This is a genomic window from Salipiger marinus, from assembly GCF_035481585.1.
GTDB classification, from domain to species: Bacteria; Pseudomonadota; Alphaproteobacteria; order Rhodobacterales; family Rhodobacteraceae; genus Salipiger; species Salipiger marinus.
The window spans coordinates 569,709-586,945 of record NZ_JAYKSL010000001.1; the positions used below are offsets into that span (position 1 = coordinate 569,709).

A 17,237-nucleotide genomic window follows, 5' to 3' on the forward strand; every position below is an offset into this window, starting at 1 on the left:
GAAGAAGGGGGCGGGGTGTGGCCCGCCCGGTTCCTGTGCGGTGGGGGGGTCAGGCCGGGGCGAGCATGCGGCCCAGCGGGCGCCCGGCCAGAATATGGACATGCAGATGCGGCACCTCCTGCACGCCCGCCGTCCCGGCATTGGCGATGAGGCGGAAGCCGTTTTCCTCGACCTTCATCAGGCGGCAGACCTCGCCGATCGCCCGGGTGTAATCGAGGATTTCGGCATCCGAGGCGTTCTGCGCAAAATCGTCGTAGCAGACATAGGCGCCCTTGGGGATCACCAGCACATGGGTGGGCGCCTGCGGGCGGATGTCGCGGAAGGCGAGGCTGTGCCCGGTCTCCAGCACCGTGTCATTGGGGATCTCGCCGCGCAGGATCTTGGCGAAGATGTTCTGGTCGTCATAGGAATAGGGCATGCTGTCCTCTCAGTCTGCAAACAGGGGGGTGGTCCGGGTGATGGCCCGGGCGGTGTCGTCGGACACCGACAGGAACTGCGCCACGGCGCGGGCCTGCGTCTCGGGCGGGTCGGTGTCGCGCAGGAGCAGGTGATGGTCAAATCCGGCCTCGCGGATCTGGTCGCTCTGATGCCGGATGTCATTGCGCAGCGCTGGCAGCAGGTGGGCCAGACGGTCCGCCGGGGTCTGCGCGGAGGCAAGCCCCGCCTCTGTCGCGTGGCGGATCAGGTCGCTGTCGGAGAGGCGGCAGTCGATCTCCAGCAGCCGCGCGGGCGCGCTGTCGCGGCAGAAATCCTGCATCAGGTCAAGATTGGCGGGGTCGAGGCAGATCACCAGACGGGCGCTGCCGTAATAGTCGAAGAGCATCCGCAGCAGCGCCCGCCGGTGGCGGTGACGCTTGGCCAGCGTGGACTGCAGCCCGCCCAGATCGGGCAGGGCGCAGCTTTCGTCGGTGAAAAGATAGCCGATGCAGGGCAGGCCGGTCTGCGCCGCCACCGCGCGCAGCAGGCGGTCCGCGACCTGCCGTTTGCGGCAGACCACGATCAGCAGGCTGCGGTCATGGCCCAGCGTGCTTTCGGCTTCCCAGATCCGGGGCGCGAAGCGGCGGCCGATGCGCCCGCGCGAGGTGAGGAAGCGGAACAGCGACCGCCCCTCGTCCGAGATCCGCAGCGGCAGGCCTTCGGAGGCGTAAAGCACCCCCAGCCTGCGCCGCAGATCCCGCGCATATGGGCTGATCTTGCGCGCGAACAGGTAATCCTGCGCCAGAAGCAGGTCATACTGGTCGTTATGGAACACCACCGGCATGCCGTAATCGGTGAAGAGCAGAAAGGTCAGCGTGCGGCTTTCGATCTCTGTCTCTGGGACCAGATGGCGCACCAGCGTCTGGAAAAACGTCTCGTCCGGGATCCATGTGCTGCGGAAGAAGCGGATCACGTCGGGGCGGCTGCGGCAGAAGCCGAGGATCGCCTCCACCGTGCCGCGCCGCAGGCACCACCATTGCGAGCCGATCATCATTTCCAGATCGCGGGGGATGGCGCGGGTCAGGCCCAGCCGTTTCTGCAGCGCGAAGCTGGCATAGAACAGCGTCTTCTGCGTGCGTTCGTTGAACCAGTGGCGATAGGTCAGCCGTTCCTCGACCCAGCCGGTGCGGATCCAGCCGGAGGTGAAGAAATCGCTGCTTTCGATGAAATCGGCGTCGTGCCGGTCAAGGAAGGCATGGGCATAGTCCGCAGGCTTGATGGCCATGCAGTCGCCCGAGAGCATGTACAGATGGGTCGCGCGCGGAAAGGCCGCCAGCGCGGCGCGGGCGGCGGCCAGCGTGGCCTTGACCAGCGACCACTGGCCCCAGCCGCAGCGGATGCGCGTCCTGGTGAAGGTCACGCTGGGGTTGTCGGCCAGCGCGCTGCGGATGCGGTCATAGTCGGCCTTTGGGGCGCGCGCGTCGAAATGGATCGCCATGCAGTCGCCTGCGGCGGTCAGGCTGGTGGCCTGACGGATGACCGCGTCCGGATCCCTGTGACAGAGCAGGATGAAGGCAATCTTCGCCATTCCGGAAACGATGGGCCCCCTTTGGATCCGATGATCGCGCGGGTTCCGGCGCGACGGACGTTGAACTACCCCGGCTCATTTGGTTTCTTGCATGTCGGACAGGGCCGCGACAAGCGGGGCAGGGGATGGAGGCGGGATAGAATGGGTTTTCCGGGCACATGGATGACCGAAAGCGAAAGCATGGTCTATCGGGTGGTGCCGAAATGCGCCTGCTCCACCATCGGGCAGATCATGTTCCGGTCGGATCATGGCCGGTTCTATGACGGCGACATCCACGATGCGACCGAGGGCCTGCACAAATGGGCGCAGGAGCACAGCCAGCCGGTGATCTCGGCCAATGTGGCGGCGCGGCGGTCCTATGCCTTTACCTGCGTGCGCAACCCCTATGCCCGTGTCCTGTCGTCGTTTTTCGACAAGATCTGCGGCATCCAGCGCAATGGCCGCCGTTATCGCGGCAATCTGGTGCCGCTGCTGATCCAGAAATACGGCATCGAGGTCGGCGGCGAGGACGGCACGGAGGAGTTCGACCAGATCCGCAGCTTCCGCCGCTTCCTGCTGTTCGTGCGCGACACGGTGCGCTGGCGCCGTCCGATGGAGCCGGACATCCACTGGTCCTCGATGTCGGGCCATGTCTCGACCTTCATCGTCAATGGCGGGCGCTATGACCGGATCTTCTGGACCGAGCGGTTCAGCGAAGGCATGCAGAGCGTGCTGGATCAGGTGCAGACCCCGCACGCTGTGGATCTGGCCACCATGCCGCGGTTCAACGAAAGCGAAGGCCACGGACCCAGACGCGCCCATCCGGTCGAGGATTATTTCGACGATCTGTCGATGCATCTGGTCTACGAAATCTACAAACGCGATTTCGAGCTGTTCCGCTACGATGTCGACAACCCCGCCAACAAGATGCCGCTGGCGGAGATCGATCTGGACGAGGTGCACGCCAAGCTGGGGGACTAAGCGCGCCTAGTCCGGCAGGTCGGCCGAGGGGATCATCGGAAAGAACACGCCGCCCGACCACAGGCCGAACCAGCTTTCGCCGTCCTGCGGATGATGCGCGCCAAGCTCGGCCAGCCGGTAAAAGCTCTTGCGGTCGATCAGCGCCTCCAGATCGGCGCGGATGTGGATATAGGGCGCGGGCTCGCCGGTTTCGGCATCGCGGGTGACGCGGATCGGATGGTCCGGCCCCGCCACGGCATAATCGCCCACATGGGTCTGAAAGGTCAGGATCTGATCGCGTCCGCTGTGTTCTGCTTCGAAATCGGTGGCGACGAAGGGCACGTCCTCGACGGTGATTCGGACCTTTTCCACCGGAGTGACCAGATAATAGGCACCGTCTTCCTTCTTCAGGATGGAGGAGAACAGCCTGACCAGTTCGGGGCGGCCAATCGGGCTGCCCATGTAGAACCATGTGCCGTCGCGGGCGATCCGCATGTCCAGATCACCACAAAAGGGCGGGTTCCAGCGGTCTACGGGCGGCAGGCCCTTGCCTCCGGCGGCGCGTGCGGCGGCGGCGATCCCCTCTGCCGAGGGCGTCACGAAGTTTTGTGTCGTCATTGCTTTTGCCATTTTCCTTGCCCGGGATACAGTTGGCCCACCGAACAGGGAAAGCAAGGGAGTCCCAGATGGCCGAAGACCTGGTTGCCGAGATCGAGGCGCTGGAAGACAAGCTTGCCGCAGCGAAGTCCGCGATCACCCGCCGCTTCATCGGTCAGGAACGCGTGGTGGATCTGACGCTGGCCTCGCTGCTGTGCGGGGGGCATGCGCTGCTGATCGGCCTGCCCGGTCTGGGCAAGACGCGGCTGGTGGAAACGCTGTCCACCGTCATGGGGCTGGATGGCAACCGCGTGCAGTTCACGCCGGACCTGATGCCCGCCGACATTCTGGGATCCGAGGTGCTGGAAACGGGGGCGGACGGCTCGCGCGCCTTCAAGTTCCTGCCCGGTCCGATCTTCTGCCAGCTGCTGATGGCGGACGAGATCAACCGCGCCTCGCCGCGCACCCAGTCGGCGCTGCTGCAGGCGATGCAGGAGAAATCGGTGACCATCGGCGGCCAGACCCGCAAGCTGGACCTGCCTTTCCATGTGCTGGCCACCCAGAACCCCATCGAACAGGAAGGCACCTATCCGCTGCCGGAGGCGCAGCTGGACCGGTTCCTTGTGCAGATCGACGTGGCCTATCCCGACCGCAAGACCGAACGCGACATCCTGCTGGCGACCACCGGTGTTGAAGAGGCCGAGGCGCCGCGCGTCTTTGATGCCGAAACCCTGCGCGCGGCGCAGCATCTGCTGCGGCGGATGCCGGTGGGCGACGCGGTGGTGGAGATGATCCTTGATCTGGTGCGCGCCTTCCGCCCCGGCGATGCCTCTGCGGGTGCGCGTGTGCGCGACACCGTGGCTTGGGGGCCGGGGCCGCGTGCGGCGCAGGCGCTGATGCTGACCGTGCGGGCCCGGGCGCTGCTGCAGGGCCGTCTGGCGCCGTCGCCCGAGGATGTGCTGGACATGGCGCGCCCGGTGCTGGTGCACCGCATGGCGCTGACCTTCTCGGCGCGGGCGCGCGGCGAAAGCCTTGGAAGGCTCATCGACGAGGTGACCGCGGATCTGACCCGCGCCGAGGCTGCGGCTTGACGTCCGACATCGCCCAGCTTCGCCAGCACGCGCAGGAAGAAGCCAGCCGCTTTCCCGCGCTGCTGGCCCGGGCCGACCAGCTGGCGGGCACCGTTCTGCTGGGCGAACATGGCCGCAGGCGTGCGGGTCTGGGCGATGATTTCTGGCAATACCGTCCGCTGCGCCCCGGCGACACGTGGCGCAGCATCGACTGGCGCCGCTCCGGGCGCGGGGATGAGCAGTTCGTGCGCGAACGGGAATGGCAGATCGCGCAGAGCGTGCAGCTTTGGGTGGATGGCGGCGCCTCGCTGCGCTTCGCCTCCGACCGCAACCTGCCCTCCAAGGCGGATCGCGCCCGGCTGGTGGCGCTTGCGGCGGCGATCCTGCTGGTGCGCGGCGGCGAACGCGTGGGCCTGACCGGCTGGGCGCTGCCGCCCCGCAACGGCGACGTGCAGATCCTGCGGCTGGCCGAGGCCTTGGCCGAAGAGGGCGAGGCGGATTATTCCGCCCCCGAGGCGCGCGGCATGATCCCGCATGCCCGCGCCATTTTTGTGTCGGATTTCCTTGGCGATCTGGACCCGATCGAGGCGGCGCTGACCAAGGCCGCCGACCGGGGCGTGCGTGGCGTGCTGCTGCAGGTGCTGGATCCCGCCGAGGAAAACTTTCCCTTCGCCGGGCGCACCATCTTTCAGAGCGTGGGCGGCACCATTGCCCATGAAACGCTGAAGGCGGGCGATCTGCGCGAGAAATATCTGGCCCGGCTGGCCGACCGCAAGGCGCGGCTGGATCATCTGTCGCGGCTGACCGGCTGGCACTATCTGTGCCATCACACCAATGACAGCGCGCAGAATGCCCTTCTGTGGATCTGGCGCGCGATGGACGGAGGCCACGGATGACGCTGCTGGGCCCCTTGGGCTTTACCGCCCCTTGGCTGCTGCTGGGCCTCTTGGCGCTGCCGGTGCTGTGGGTGATCCTGCGCGCGGTGCCGCCCGCGCCGATCCGGCGGCTGTTTCCCGGCGTGGTGCTGCTTCTGGGTCTGCGCGACGAGGATCAGGTCACCGACCGCACGCCGTGGTGGCTGCTGCTGCTGCGGATGCTGGCGGTGGCGGCGGTGATCGTCGGGCTGGCGGGGCCGGTGCTGAACCCCGAGGAGGACGGGCAGGTTGCGGGCAGCGGGCCGCTGCTGGTGGTGATGGATGCCAGCTGGGCCAGCGCGCGCGACTGGCGTGCCGAACAGATGGCGCTTGAATCGCTGCTGGCCCGCGCCGAACGCGAAAGCCGCCCCGTGGCGCTGCTGCGCCTGACCGCGCCCGAACCGGTGCAGTTCCAGCAGGCCGCCGTGCTGCGCGCGCGCCTGACCGGGCTGCGCCCCGAACCGTGGCAGCCGGATGAGCCGCAGATCGCCACGGCGCTGGATCTGCTGCCCGAAAGCGGCTTTGACAGCTACTGGATGTCCGACGGGCTGGACCGTGACAGCCGCGCCCCCCTGCTGGCGGCGCTGGAGCAGCGCGGCGATCTGACGGTGTTCGAAAGCCCGCGCAGCCTTTACGCGCTGCATCCCGCCCGGTTCGAGGAAGGCCATGTGCGGCTGACCGCGCGCCGCCTGCGGGCAGGGCCCGAGACCGAGGTGCAGATCCTTGGCCACGGGCTTGATCCTGCGGGCAATCCGGCGGTGCTGGTGCGCGCGCCGCTGACCTTTGCCGGGGATGCCACCGAAGCCGAACTGGATCTGTCGCTGCCTGCCGAACTGCGCGCCCGCATCACCCGGTTCGAGGTGGAGGGTGCGCGCAGCGCCGGGGCCGTGACCCTGCCCGATGACAGCCTGCGCCGCCGCGAGGTGGCGCTGATCGCAGGGTCGGAAAACCGCGAGGGGCTGGAACTGCTGTCGCCGCTGCATTACCTGCACCGCGCGCTGGAGGCGGATGCCGACATCCTCGAAGGCGCGCTGAGCGATGTGCTGCCCGCCAATCCCGATGTGATCGTGCTCGCCGATGTCGCCACGCTGTCGCCCGCCGAGGCGCAGGGCGTCACCGACTGGCTGGATCAGGGCGGCACGCTGCTGCGCTTTGCCGGGCCGCGGCTTGCCGGCTCTGACGTGTCGCGCGAAACCGAGGATCCGCTGATGCCGGTGCGGCTGCGCGCGGGCGGGCGGTCCGTCGGCGGGGCGATGAGCTGGGGCGAACCCAAGACGCTGGCGCCTTTCCCCGAAGACAGCCCCTTTGCCGGGCTCGCCATCCCCGAAGATGTGACCGTGACCAGTCAGGTCATGGCGCAGCCCGATCCCACGCTGGCCTCGCGCGTCATCGCGCAGCTGACCGACGGCACGCCCTTGGTCACGCGCAAGCGGGTCGGGCAGGGGCAGGTGGTGCTGGTCCATGTCACCGCGAATGCCGAATGGTCGACCCTGCCGCTGTCGGGGCTGTTCGTGCAGATGCTGGAACGGCTGGCGATTTCGGCCATGCCCGCCACCCCCGCGCCCGAGGATCTGGCGGGCACGGTCTGGCAGCCGGTCCGGGTGCTGGATGCCTTTGGCGCGGTGGGTGATGCGGGCACGCTGCCCGGTGTCGCGGGCGAGGATCTGCTGGCCGCAGCGCTGGGGCCGGATCTGCGCCCCGGTCTTTATCAGGGCGAGGATCGCAGCCTTGCCCGCAATGTCGTCACCCAAGAAACCGTATTGGAGCCCATGATGTGGCCCGACTCCGTTCCCGTCGAAGGCCTGTCGCGCCCGCAGGAAACGCCGCTTTCGGGCTGGCTGCTGGCGCTGGCCATCGCCCTGCTGCTGGCCGATGTGGTGGCCTCGCTCGCGCTGTCGGGGCGGCTGCGTGGGGCACGCGCGGCAATGGTGCTGCTGCTGGCGCTGGCCGTGGCGCCGGTGCAGGGCCGCGCGCAGGAGGCGACGCCAGAGGCGGATGATTTCGCCCGGGCCGCCACAGCCGAGGTGACGCTGGCCCATGTGCTGACCGGCGATCCGCGCCTTGACGAGGTGGCGGGCGCGGGGCTGCGCGGGCTGACGCAGACGCTGTTCTTCCGCACCTCGGTCGAACCTGCCGAGCCGATGGGGGTGGATCTGGAACGCGACGAACTGGCGTTTTTCCCGCTGCTCTACTGGCCGGTCACGCCGTCGCAGCCGCAGCCTTCTGCCGAAGCCTATGCCAAGCTCAACGAATATCTGCGTTCGGGCGGGATGATCCTGTTTGACACGCGCGATGCCGATGTGGCGGGATTTGGCGCCGCCAGCCCCGAAGGGCGCAAGCTGCGCGAACTGGCCGCGCCGCTGGACATTCCGCCGCTGGAGCCGGTGCCGCAGGATCACGTCCTGACCCGCACCTTCTATCTGCTGCAGGATTTCCCCGGTCGCTACAACAGCCGCGATGTCTGGGTCGAGGCGGCGCCCCCCGATGCCGAACTGATCGAAGGCATGCCGTTCCGCAACCTCAACGACAACGTGACGCCGGTGGTGATCGGCGGCAATGACTGGGCCTCCGCATGGGCGGTCGAGGAGAATGGCGCGCCCATGGTGCGCATCGGCTCGGGCTTTGCCGGGGAACGCCAGCGCGAGATCGCCTATCGTTTCGGGGTCAATCTGGTCATGCATGTGCTGACCGGGAACTATAAATCCGATCAGGTCCATGTGCCTGCGCTGCTTGACAGGTTGGGCCAATGACCGGAAAGATCGTGTTTGACCCGCTGCTGCCTTGGCCGCTGATCGCGGTGCTTGGGGCGCTTGCCGCCGCTGGTGTGGCGCTGGCGCTGTGGCGGGGCCTGCCCGGCTGGGCGCTGCGCTTTGCCGCTGCCGTGGTGCTGGTCGCGGCCTTGGCGCAGCCGTCGTTTCAGGAAGAGGATCGCGCGGCGCTGTCGGACATCGTGCTGATGCTGGTGGATCAGAGCGCCTCGCAGGATCTGGGCGACCGCATGGACACCACCGCCGCCGCCGCCGAGACGATGGAGGCGCGGCTGGCCGCCCGCCCCAACACCGAGGTGCGCCGCATCGAGGTGGGCGATGGCGAGGGCGACAGCGGCACCCTGCTGATGACCGCCCTGACCGAGGCGCTGGCCGAAGAGCCGCGGGGCCGCATCGCGGGCATCTTCCTGCTGTCCGACGGGCGGCTGCACGATCTGGACCGTGCGCCCGATCTGCCCGCGCCCCTGCATCTGCTGCTGTCGGGGCGCGACACCGACTGGGACCGCCGCCTGATCGTGCGCAACGCCCCCGCCTTTGCCATTCTGGGCGAGCCGGTGACCCTGACCCTGCGGATCGAGGACGAGGGCGCCGCCCCCGGCGCCACCGAAACGGCGCTGCAGATCTCGGTCGATGGCGGGGCGCCGCAGCAGGTGACGGTGCCGGTGGGGCAGGATGTGGATCTGCCCGTGACCCTGCCGCATGGCGGGCTGAACGTGATCCAGTTCACCACCCCCACCGCCGAGGGCGAGCTGACCGACCGCAACAACACCGCGCTGGTGCAGATCAACGGCGTGCGCGACCGGCTGCGCGTGCTGCTGGTGTCGGGCGAGCCACATGCGGGCAGCCGCACATGGCGCAACCTGCTGAAATCCGACAGTTCCGTGGATCTGGTGCATTTCACCATCCTGCGCCCGCCGGAGAAACAGGATGGCGTGCCGGTCACCGAACTGTCGCTGATCGCCTTCCCGACGCGCGAGCTGTTTCTGGAAAAGATCGAGGATTTCGACCTCATCATCTTTGACCGCTACAAGCGGCGCGGCATCCTGCCCGCCATCTATCTGGACAATGTGCGCAACTATGTCGAAACCGGCGGCGCGGTGCTGGTGGCGGCGGGGCCGGATTTTGCCTCGGCGGACAGTCTGTTCCGCTCGCCCTTGGGCGAGGTGCTGCCTGCCGAACCCACCGCGCGGGTGCTGGGCGAAGGCTTCCGCCCGCAGGTCACCGAACTGGGCGAGCGTCATCCGGTGACGGCGGGGCTGACCGGTGCGGACAGCTGGGGCCGCTGGATGCGCCAGATCGAGGTGACGCCGCGCGACAGCGCCGAGGTGGTGATGGCGGGCCCAGAAGACCGCCCGCTGCTGGTGCTGGACCGGGTGGGCGAGGGGCGCGTGGCGCTTCTGGCCTCGGATCAGGCGTGGCTGTGGTCGCGCGGGTTCGAAGGCGGCGGGCCGCAGCTGGAACTGCTGCGGCGGCTGGCGCACTGGATGATGAAGGAACCGGAGCTGGAGGAAGAGGCGCTTTGGGCCGAAGCCACCGGCCAGAGCATGCGCATCATCCGCCGCACGCTGGAAGAGGATGTGGGAGAGGTCACCGTGACCCGCCCCGACGGCACCGAAGAGACGGTGACCCTGTCCGAAGTGGCGCCGGGCCGGTTCGAGGCGACTTATCAGGGCCCCGAGATCGGGCTGTACCGGCTGACCGAGGGCGAGCAGGAGACGGTGATCGGGCTTGGTCCCGCCGCCCCCCGTGAATTCGAGCAGACCATCGCCAGCGCCGAAGCGCTGGAGCCGGTTCTGGACAGCATGCGCGGCGGCACCGCCCGGATCGAGGAAGGGCTGCCCACCATCCGCGCCGTGGGGGCGGGCCGCCCCGCCGCAGGCCGGGGCTGGCTGGGGATCACCCCGCGCGAAGCCTATGAAACGATGGACGTGACGCGTCTGCCGCTGCTGCCGCCATGGCTGGTGCTGCTGCTGGCGGCGGGCTTCATCGTGGGGGCGTGGCTGCGCGAGGGACGCCGCGAAGGACGGCGGGCTTAATCGCCCTCCGGCTCCACCGCCAGCAGCGCCTCGCGCGAGCGCGAGGTGAATTCGCGCCGCAGGATCACCGCGCTGCTGATCAGCGTGGCGATCAGCAGCGGCACCGTGCCCAGAAGCCACGCGGTGGATCCGATGCCGAAATAGACCGAGCGCAGCCCGCGATTGTAGCTGCGCGCGGCGAGGATGTTCAGCTCCGCCGCCTTGGCGGCGCGGGCAAAGGCCAGCGGGCTGGTATCATTGGGCACCGCCCCCATCATCACCGAGCAGTAGCCGAAAAGCCGGTTGGACCAGACAAATTTCAGAAAGGCATTGGCGGCGAACAGCAGGATCAGCAGCAGCTTCGCCTCCCAGACCAGCACCGGATCGGTGCCGGGCGACAGATCCTCGGCCACGCCGCGCAGCCGTTCGGGATTGCCCAGCAGGGCAAAGATCCCGCCGATGGCGATCATCGAGGTGGAGGCGAAAAATGCCGTGCTCTGCCGCAGCGAGCCGACGATCTGCGAATCGAAGATGCGCGGATCGCGCCGGACGAACTGCCGCATCCAGATCCGGCGGTAGCGCGCCATCAGCACCGACACCGAGGGGCGGCGCTTTGGCGCGTTTTCGATGGCGAAGGAGGTCAGCAGCCACGCGGCGAGCAGCAGCGCCACCGCCCCCAGATCCAGCAGGCTGAAATAGTCCAGCGGATCCAGCATGCCCCTGCCCCCCGGTCAGAACGGTTTGACGACCACGGCCCAAAGCACCGCGATCACCACAAACACGCTGATTTCATTGAAGATGCGCAGGAACATGTCGCTTTCGCGAAAGATGCCGCGCTTGGCCAGCAGCACCATGCGCCCGGTCCAGACGTAATGCACCACCAGCAGCAGCACGAGCCCGATCTTCAGATGCAGCCATGCCGGAAAGCCCCAGATCCAGCCCAGCCAGATGCCGGTGATCAGCGCGATCACCCCCAGCCCCGCCGAAAAGCGGTAAAGCCGGATGGTCAGGTCGCCCAGAGGGCCGAAATCGCCCAGCCGGGCATGTTCGCGTTTCCAGTAGATCAGCGCGCGGGGCACCGCGAAGATGGAGGTCATCCATCCCATCACGGCAAGCAGGTGAATGATCTTGAGCCAGTCCATGCGCTTACCTGTTATCATTCCGGGACGCCGCGCAAGACCGGGCAGAAGGCTGCGGCAATTCTGCTTGGCTTTACCGGCAAATTGGTTATATGACTTTACCAATTCAGGAGTGACGCCCATGCAGATGCCAGCCCCCGACGCCCGCATCCTTGCCCGCAAGGCCCAGATCGTGGCGCGCTTGCGCACCGTCCTGCCCGAGACTGCGGTGATCTCCGAGCTTGCCGAGACGCGGGCCTATGAATGCGACGCGCTGACCGCCTATCGCTGTCCGCCGCTCTGCGTCGTGCTGCCTGGCTCCACCGAGGAGGTGTCGGCGGTGCTGCGGATCTGCCACGAGGAAGGCGTGCCGGTGGTGCCGCGCGGATCCGGCACCTCGCTCGCCGGGGGGGCGCTGCCCACGGCGGATGCGGTGATCCTTGGCGTGTCGCGCATGACCGAGGTGCTGGAGACCGATTACACCAACCGGGTGATCCGGGTGCAGACCGGGCGCACCAACCTGTCGGTCAGCGGCGCCGTGGCGGAGGAGGATTTTTTCTATGCGCCCGATCCGTCCTCGCAGCTGGCCTGCGCCATCGCGGGTAATATCGCGATGAATTCGGGGGGCGCGCATTGCCTGAAATATGGCGTGACCACCAACAACCTGCTGGGCGTGACGCTCGTGCTGATGGATGGCACCGTGGTGGAGCTGGGCGGCGCGCATCTGGACGCGCCGGGGCTGGATCTGCTGGGGGTGGTCTGCGGATCCGAAGGCCAGCTGGGCGTGGTGACCGAAGCGAGTCTGCGCATCCTGCGCAAGCCCGAAGGCGCGCGCCCGGTGCTGATGGGGTTTGACAGCAACGAGGTGGCCGGGGCCTGCGTGTCCGACATCATCAAAGCGGGGGTGCTGCCGGTCGCCATCGAATTCATGGACCGGCCCTGCATCGAGGCCTGCGAGGCCTTCGCCCATGCCGGATACCCGATGTGCGAGGCGCTGCTGATCGTCGAGGTCGAAGGGTCGCCCGACGAGATCGACGAGCAGCTGGCGCTGATCCTTGCCATCGCGCGGCGGCATGACCCGGTGGAGCTGCGCGAGGCGCGCGATGCCGACGAGGCCGGGCGCATCTGGCTGGGCCGCAAATCGGCCTTTGGCGCCATGGGGCAGATCAACGATTACATGTGCCTTGACGGCACCATCCCGGTGACCGCGCTGCCGGAGGTGCTGCGCCGCATCGCGGGCCTGTCCGAAGAGTTCGGGCTGAAGGTGGCGAACGTGTTCCATGCGGGGGATGGCAACATGCATCCGCTGATCCTGTTCGACGCCAATACGCCCGGCCAGCTGGAGCTGTGCGAGGCGTTCGGGGCGGAGATCCTGAAGCTCTGCGTCGAGGTGGGCGGCTGCCTGACCGGCGAGCATGGCGTGGGCATCGAAAAGCGCGACCTGATGAGCGTGCAATATGCCCCCGCCGATCTGGAGGCGCAGATGGCGGTGAAGGACGTGTTCGATCCGCGCTGGCTGCTGAACCCCGCCAAGGTGTTTCCGCTGGACGTGTCGGAGCCGCGCCGGAGCGTGGCGCTGGCGGCGGAATAAGGGGAAAAGGGGGCTCTGCCCCCGTCCGCGTGCCGCGGACTCCCCCGGAGTTTATCGGGCAAGATGAAGAGCGGGACCATGAGACCTGAGAGCGAGGCCGAGCTGGCCGCAGAGATTGCCGGGGCCGAGGGGCCGCTTCTGATCCGGGGCGGCGGCACGCGCGGGGTGGGCGCGGTTGCGGGCACCGTGCTGGAGACGGGTGGGCTTGCGGGCATCACGCTTTATGAGCCGGGGGCGCTGACGCTGGTGGCGCGGGCGGGCACGCCTCTGGCCGAGGTGGAGGCGGCGCTGGCGGCGGAGGGGCAGCGGCTGGCGTTTGAGCCGCCGGATCTGCGCGGGCTGCTGGGACGCGGCGGCGACAGCACGCTGGGCGGCGTGGTGGCGGCCAATGGCTCGGGCCCGCGGCGGATCGCGGCGGGGGCCTGCCGGGATTTCCTGCTGGGGGTGCGCTTTGTCGATGGCCGCGGGCAGGTGGTGCGCAATGGCGGGCGGGTGATGAAGAACGTCACCGGCTATGATCTGGTCAAGCTGATGGCGGGCGCCTGCGGCACCTTGGGCGTGCTGAGCGAGGTCAGCCTGAAGGTGCTGCCGCGTCCCGAGGTCAGTGCCACGCTGGTGCTGCACGGGCTTGACGACCGGGCTGCGGTGGCGGCGCTGGCGCGGGGGCTGGGCTCGCCCTATGAGGTGACCGGGGCGGCGCATGATCCGGGGGCCGGGGACGGGCCGCGCAGCTATCTGCGCATCGAAGGCTTCGCGCGGTCGGTGGCCTATCGCATGGAGCGGCTGCGCGCGCTTTTTGCCGATGTTGCGGCGGAGGTGGTCGAAGGCGAAGGGCCGTGGCCCGGCCTGCGCGACGTGGCGCCGTTTCACGGGCGGGCGGGGGCGGTCTGGCGGCTGTCGGTCACGCCCTCGGAGGCGCCGGCGCTGGCCGCGCGGCTGGGGGCGGAGGCGCTGCTTTACGACTGGGGCGGCGGGCTCGTCTGGGCGCTGCTGCCCGAGGGCGTGGATGCGCGCGCCCGGCTGGGGGTGTTTCGCGGCCATGCCACGCTGCTGCGGGGCGGGGGCTGTGCCGCCTTTCATCCCGAACCGGCGCCGGTGGCGGCGCTGTCCGCCGGGCTGCGGCAGCGGTTCGATCCGCGCGGCATCCTCAATCCCGGCCTGATGACATCCTGAAGGAGCGCCGATGCAGACCAAGTTCACCGAGGCGCAGCTTGCCGATCCGGGCACGGCGCGGGCCAACCAGATCCTGCGGTCCTGCGTGCATTGCGGATTCTGCACCGCCACCTGTCCCACCTATCAGGTGCTGGGCGACGAGCTGGACAGCCCGCGCGGGCGCATCTACCTGATCAAGGACATGCTGGAAAACGAGCGGGTGCCGGATGAAAAGACCGTCACCCATATCGACCGCTGCCTGTCCTGTCTGGCCTGCATGACCACCTGTCCGTCGGGGGTGCATTACATGCATCTGGTGGACCATGCCCGCGCCTATATCGAGGAACGCTATCGCAGGCCGTGGCCGGACCGGGCGCTGCGCTGGCTGCTGGCGCGGATCCTGCCGCATCCGATGCGCTTCCGGCTGGCGCTGGCGGCGGCGAAGCTGGGGCGGCCCCTGCGCGGGCTGATGCCCGATGCGCGGCTGCGCGCGATGCTGGACATGGTGCCCGCGCGGATTCCGCCGGTCAGCCGCAATGACGATCCGCAGAGCTTTGCCCCCGCAGGGCCGCGGCGGATGCGCGTCGCGCTGATGACCGGCTGCGCGCAGAAGGCGCTTGATACCGACATCAACGATGCCACGATCCGGCTGCTGACCCGGCTGGGCTGCGAGGTGGTGGTGGCCAAGGGCGCGGGCTGCTGCGGGGCGCTGACCCATCACATGGGCCGCGAGGCCGAGGCGCATGGCTCGGCGGCGGCGAACATCCACGCGTGGATGGCCGAAATCCGGGGCGAGGGGCTGGAGGCCATCGTCATCAACACCTCTGGCTGCGGCACCACGGTCAAGGATTACGGCCATATGTTCCGCAGCGGGCCGCTGGCGGCGGAGGCGGCGGAAATCTCGGCCCGGGCGCTGGACGTGTCGGAACTGCTGGTGAAGCTGGGCCTGCCCGAAGGCGCGCCGAAAGGGCTGCGCGTGGTCTATCACGCCGCCTGTTCGCTGCAGCACGGGCAGAAGGTGAAGACCGCGCCCAAGGATCTGCTGAAACGTGCCGGATTCGAGGTGGTGGAGCCCGCCGATCCGCATCTGTGCTGCGGCAGCGCGGGCACCTACAACCTGATGCAGCCCGAGATTTCCGGCGAGCTGAAGCGGCGCAAGGTCGCGACGCTGGAGGCGAAGGCGCCGCAGGTGATCGCGGCGGGCAATATCGGCTGCATGATGCAGATCGGGTCGGGCACCGGCGTGCCGGTGGTGCATACGGTGCAGCTCTTGGACTGGGCGACCGGCGGGCCGGTGCCGCCTGCGTTGGCCGATCTCTGATCTGTGCCCAATTTTCGACAAATCAGGGTGGCAGTCTGTACGCAAGACAAAGGAGACTGTCCCCTGTGAAGATGCTCGCCGCGCTGGTGCTGTGTCTGCTGGCTGCGTCCGCAGGGGCGCAGGACAGCGGGCTGTTTTCCATGTCGAGCCGGGAGGACGGGCGCGGCTGGGAAGCGGTTGGCCGGATCGAGATCGGCGGCAAGGCCTTCTGCACCGGGGCGCTGATCGCGCCGGATCTGGTGCTGACCGCCGCGCATTGCCTGTTTGACGCGGAAAGCGGCGCGCGGGTGCCGGTGTCGGAGATCCAGTTTCTGGCGGGCTGGCGCAACGGGCGGGCGGCGGCCTATCGCCGGGTGCGCAGCGCGGTGCCACTGCCGGGCTATGATTTTACAGCCCCCGCCGGGCCGGAGCGGGTGCGGCAGGATGTGGCGCTGCTGCGGCTGCAGCATGCGGTGCGCAACACCACGATCACCCCTTTTGCGCTGGGGCCGATGCCCGATCATGGCGACGAGCTGGGCGTGGTGTCCTATGCCCGCGACCGGTCCGAGGCGCCCTCGCTGCAGGAGATGTGCGATGTGATGGACCGGCAGCAGGACATGCTGGTGCTGTCCTGTTCGGTGGATTTCGGCAGTTCCGGCGCGCCGGTGTTTTCCTTTGCCGGGGGGCAGCCGCGCATCGTGTCGATCATTTCCGCCAAGGCCGAGGCGGGGGGTAGGCCGGTGTCGCTGGGTGCGCCGGTGGCGGCGGCGCTGGTGCCGCTGCGCGAGGCCATCGCCGCCGAGACGCCGGTGTTCCGCCCGCTGGTCGCCGGAAACCGGCGGGAGACGGGGGCAAAATTCGTGCGGCCCTGACATATGTGGCGGCGCTGCTGCTGGCGGTTGCGGGCGGCGCGGCCATGGCGCAGGGCGCGCGGCTGGACGTGCTGGACCAGCGCGGCGACCTGCTGGGCTGGGAGGCGGTGGGGCGGCTTGATCTGCCCGGCGGGTTCTGCACCGGCGCGCTGATCGCGCGGGATGTGGTGCTGACCGCCGCGCATTGCGTGCATGACCGCACCACCGGCGCGCCGCTGCCCGCCGCAGGCATGGTGTTCCGCGCGGGCTATCATCGCGGCACGCAGATCGTGGCGCAGCGGGTGCGGCACTGGGTGGCGCCCTCCGGCTATGTGCAGCAGCCGGGGCAGAGGCTGGGGGCGGAGGCCATCGCCCATGACGTGGCGCTGCTGAAGCTGGAGGCGCCGGTCAGCGTGGCCGAGGCCGATCCGTTCCGCATCCATGACACGCCCCCCGAAGGCACGGCGGTCAGCCTGCTGTCCTATGGTCGCGGGCGCGAGGAGGTGCTGTCGCGTCAGCCCGCCTGCGCCATGACGGGCCGGTATGCGGTCGGAATTCTGGAATTCGACTGCAGCGTGACTTGGGGATCGTCGGGGGCGCCGGTCTTTGTGCGCGAGGCGGGGCGGCTGCGCATCCTGTCGGTGATCTCGGTGGCGAGCGATCCGGGGCAGGGCACGGGGCATGCGATGGGGCCAAGCCTGCCCGCGCTGGTGGCGGATCTGTCGGCGCGGCTGCGCGGGACAGAGGCGCAGACCCCGGTCAGCGCAGGGGCGCGCCGCGTCAGCGTGGGTGACGGGCGCGGCGGCATGGCGGCGCGGTTCGTGCGGGTGCCGCAGCCCTGAGGCGGGGTTCTTGACAGCGGCGGGGCGGCTTCCCACCTAAACTGCACCGGGGTGCCTGCGACAGGGCTCCGGTGA

Annotated in this window: 15 protein-coding genes; 10 read left to right on the top strand and 5 right to left on the bottom strand. The window is 68.7% G+C overall.

Annotated features, from left to right (window positions below):
* Positions 1-49: 49 nt before the first annotated feature.
* Both VK682_RS02765 and VK682_RS02770 read right to left on the bottom strand, forming a co-directional pair.
* Positions 50-418 carry an HIT domain-containing protein gene (locus VK682_RS02765; protein ID WP_230795038.1) on the bottom strand — a complete coding sequence of 123 codons (369 nt, stop codon included), beginning with the start codon at positions 416-418 and terminating at the stop codon, positions 50-52.
* Positions 419-427: 9 nt separating this feature from the next.
* Positions 428-2,005 carry a DUF5928 domain-containing protein gene (locus tag VK682_RS02770; protein ID WP_324781385.1) on the bottom strand — a complete coding sequence of 526 codons (1,578 nt, stop codon included), beginning with the start codon at positions 2,003-2,005 and terminating at the stop codon, positions 428-430.
* 141 nt (positions 2,006-2,146) lie between these two features.
* Between VK682_RS02770 and VK682_RS02775 the strand changes: the two genes are divergently transcribed.
* A complete protein-coding gene (locus tag VK682_RS02775) occupies positions 2,147-2,965 on the top strand; it encodes a sulfotransferase family protein (protein WP_230795041.1) in 819 nt (272 codons plus the stop codon).
* A 6-nt stretch (positions 2,966-2,971) separates the two neighbouring features.
* Here the strand turns inward: VK682_RS02775 and VK682_RS02780 are convergent, their stop codons facing one another.
* The gene (locus tag VK682_RS02780) at positions 2,972-3,562 is read right to left on the bottom strand and encodes a DUF1285 domain-containing protein (RefSeq protein WP_230795043.1); all 591 of its coding nucleotides are present in this window, start codon (positions 3,560-3,562) and stop codon (positions 2,972-2,974) included.
* 68 nt (positions 3,563-3,630) lie between these two features.
* On the opposite strand from VK682_RS02780, the gene VK682_RS02785 reads away from it, so the two are divergent.
* The 4 genes from VK682_RS02785 to VK682_RS02800 are packed head-to-tail and all read left to right on the top strand — an operon-like array spanning position 3,631 to position 10,329.
* Positions 3,631-4,632, top strand: coding sequence for an AAA family ATPase (locus VK682_RS02785; protein ID WP_230795045.1), 1,002 nt, complete (start codon positions 3,631-3,633; stop codon positions 4,630-4,632).
* Entirely contained in the window at positions 4,629-5,507 is an 879-nt protein-coding gene (locus tag VK682_RS02790) for a DUF58 domain-containing protein (protein ID WP_089847704.1), read from the top strand. Before VK682_RS02785 ends, VK682_RS02790 begins: the two co-directional genes overlap by 4 nt.
* Positions 5,504-8,275: a DUF4159 domain-containing protein gene (locus tag VK682_RS02795; protein WP_230795047.1), complete on the top strand. Its 2,772-nt coding sequence runs from the start codon at positions 5,504-5,506 to the stop codon at positions 8,273-8,275. The genes VK682_RS02790 and VK682_RS02795 overlap by 4 nt, the downstream gene beginning before the upstream one ends.
* Positions 8,272-10,329, top strand: a complete 2,058-nt coding sequence (locus VK682_RS02800; protein WP_230795049.1) for a glutamine amidotransferase — start codon at positions 8,272-8,274, stop codon at positions 10,327-10,329. The genes VK682_RS02795 and VK682_RS02800 overlap by 4 nt, the downstream gene beginning before the upstream one ends.
* Here VK682_RS02800 and VK682_RS02805 read toward each other — a convergent pair.
* Both VK682_RS02805 and VK682_RS02810 read right to left on the bottom strand, forming a co-directional pair.
* Entirely contained in the window at positions 10,326-11,024 is a 699-nt protein-coding gene (locus VK682_RS02805) for a DUF599 domain-containing protein (RefSeq protein ID WP_230795051.1), read from the bottom strand. The two genes, VK682_RS02800 and VK682_RS02805, sit on opposite strands and share 4 nt — an antisense overlap.
* 15 nt (positions 11,025-11,039) lie before the next feature.
* Positions 11,040-11,450, bottom strand: coding sequence for a CopD family protein (locus tag VK682_RS02810; protein ID WP_089847712.1), 411 nt, complete (start codon positions 11,448-11,450; stop codon positions 11,040-11,042).
* Between the two features lie 118 nt (positions 11,451-11,568).
* Between VK682_RS02810 and VK682_RS02815 the strand changes: the two genes are divergently transcribed.
* From VK682_RS02815 to VK682_RS02835, 5 genes are all read left to right on the top strand, one after another.
* A complete protein-coding gene (locus VK682_RS02815) occupies positions 11,569-13,017 on the top strand; it encodes an FAD-linked oxidase C-terminal domain-containing protein (protein WP_230795053.1) in 1,449 nt (482 codons plus the stop codon).
* Positions 13,018-13,095: 78 nt separating this feature from the next.
* Positions 13,096-14,190: an FAD-binding protein gene (locus tag VK682_RS02820; protein ID WP_230795056.1), complete on the top strand. Its 1,095-nt coding sequence runs from the start codon at positions 13,096-13,098 to the stop codon at positions 14,188-14,190.
* Positions 14,191-14,200: 10 nt separating this feature from the next.
* The gene (glcF, locus tag VK682_RS02825; protein WP_230795057.1) at positions 14,201-15,490 is read left to right on the top strand and encodes a glycolate oxidase subunit GlcF; all 1,290 of its coding nucleotides are present in this window, start codon (positions 14,201-14,203) and stop codon (positions 15,488-15,490) included.
* A 71-nt stretch (positions 15,491-15,561) separates the two neighbouring features.
* The gene (locus VK682_RS02830) at positions 15,562-16,341 is read left to right on the top strand and encodes a trypsin-like serine peptidase (protein WP_230795131.1); all 780 of its coding nucleotides are present in this window, start codon (positions 15,562-15,564) and stop codon (positions 16,339-16,341) included.
* Positions 16,342-16,346: 5 nt separating this feature from the next.
* Entirely contained in the window at positions 16,347-17,162 is an 816-nt protein-coding gene (locus tag VK682_RS02835; RefSeq protein WP_230795059.1) for a trypsin-like serine peptidase, read from the top strand.
* Positions 17,163-17,237 lie beyond the last annotated feature (75 nt).

What these genes read in the sequence shown, in the direction of transcription:
- VK682_RS02765 (WP_230795038.1), bottom strand. Translation starts at nt 418, where the DNA reads ATGCCCTATTCCTATGACGACCAGAACATCTTCGCCAAGATCCTGCGC.
- VK682_RS02770 (WP_324781385.1), bottom strand. Translation starts at nt 2,005, where the DNA reads ATGGCGAAGATTGCCTTCATCCTGCTCTGTCACAGGGATCCGGACGCG.
- VK682_RS02775 (WP_230795041.1), top strand. Translation starts at nt 2,147, where the DNA reads ATGGGTTTTCCGGGCACATGGATGACCGAAAGCGAAAGCATGGTCTAT.
- VK682_RS02780 (WP_230795043.1), bottom strand. Translation starts at nt 3,562, where the DNA reads ATGACGACACAAAACTTCGTGACGCCCTCGGCAGAGGGGATCGCCGCC.
- VK682_RS02785 (WP_230795045.1), top strand. Translation starts at nt 3,631, where the DNA reads ATGGCCGAAGACCTGGTTGCCGAGATCGAGGCGCTGGAAGACAAGCTT.
- VK682_RS02795 (WP_230795047.1), top strand. Translation starts at nt 5,504, where the DNA reads ATGACGCTGCTGGGCCCCTTGGGCTTTACCGCCCCTTGGCTGCTGCTG.
- VK682_RS02800 (WP_230795049.1), top strand. Translation starts at nt 8,272, where the DNA reads ATGACCGGAAAGATCGTGTTTGACCCGCTGCTGCCTTGGCCGCTGATC.
- VK682_RS02805 (WP_230795051.1), bottom strand. Translation starts at nt 11,024, where the DNA reads ATGCTGGATCCGCTGGACTATTTCAGCCTGCTGGATCTGGGGGCGGTG.
- VK682_RS02810 (WP_089847712.1), bottom strand. Translation starts at nt 11,450, where the DNA reads ATGGACTGGCTCAAGATCATTCACCTGCTTGCCGTGATGGGATGGATG.
- VK682_RS02815 (WP_230795053.1), top strand. Translation starts at nt 11,569, where the DNA reads ATGCAGATGCCAGCCCCCGACGCCCGCATCCTTGCCCGCAAGGCCCAG.
- VK682_RS02820 (WP_230795056.1), top strand. Translation starts at nt 13,096, where the DNA reads ATGAGACCTGAGAGCGAGGCCGAGCTGGCCGCAGAGATTGCCGGGGCC.
- glcF (WP_230795057.1), top strand. Translation starts at nt 14,201, where the DNA reads ATGCAGACCAAGTTCACCGAGGCGCAGCTTGCCGATCCGGGCACGGCG.
- VK682_RS02830 (WP_230795131.1), top strand. Translation starts at nt 15,562, where the DNA reads ATGCTCGCCGCGCTGGTGCTGTGTCTGCTGGCTGCGTCCGCAGGGGCG.